This is a genomic window from Aquabacterium sp. UBA2148, from assembly GCF_002328915.1.
Lineage (GTDB): Bacteria > Pseudomonadota > Gammaproteobacteria > Burkholderiales > Burkholderiaceae_C > Aquabacterium > Aquabacterium parvum.
In genome coordinates, this window is sequence record NZ_DCXA01000233.1 from 1 (window position 1) to 436 (window position 436).

A 436-nucleotide genomic window follows, 5' to 3' on the forward strand; every position below is an offset into this window, starting at 1 on the left:
TCCAGCGGATCGATCACCAAAAACCACGGCGTGCCGCGCGTCCCGTAGTCCGCCATGAGCGACGACGCGCGTCCGATCGCAGGGTCGTGTCCGAACGGAATGTTCAAGCCGTAGCGCAACTGCGTCTCGCGCAGGCGCTCGAAGGTGTTGGACTCGGCGCCCTCGAACACGGTCTGCACCGCGGCAAACGCGAAGCCGCGATCGCCCAACGCCTTGATCAGCTTCTGCAGGGTCGGAAAGCCATGGCTGTGGCAGCCCGGACACCAGTGCTGGAAGCAGAAGATCACTTTGAACCCGTCGCCCAGATCGGACAGCTTCAGCGGTGCCATGCTGCGCCCTTCGCCGTCGATCCACCACGGCACCCGCAGCTCGGGCGCCTGTTGAATGCACCGGGATTGCATCACCATCTCCTCAGGAAAAAAACAGACACACCGGG

The 436-nt window shown here is 63.5% G+C and carries 1 protein-coding gene; it reads right to left on the reverse strand.

The features are described from left to right. On the reverse strand, nt 1-401 hold a 401-nt coding region (locus B2W70_RS13070; protein ID WP_286746296.1), incomplete at its 3' end, for a peroxiredoxin family protein. Nucleotides 402-436: the final 35 nt, after the last annotated feature.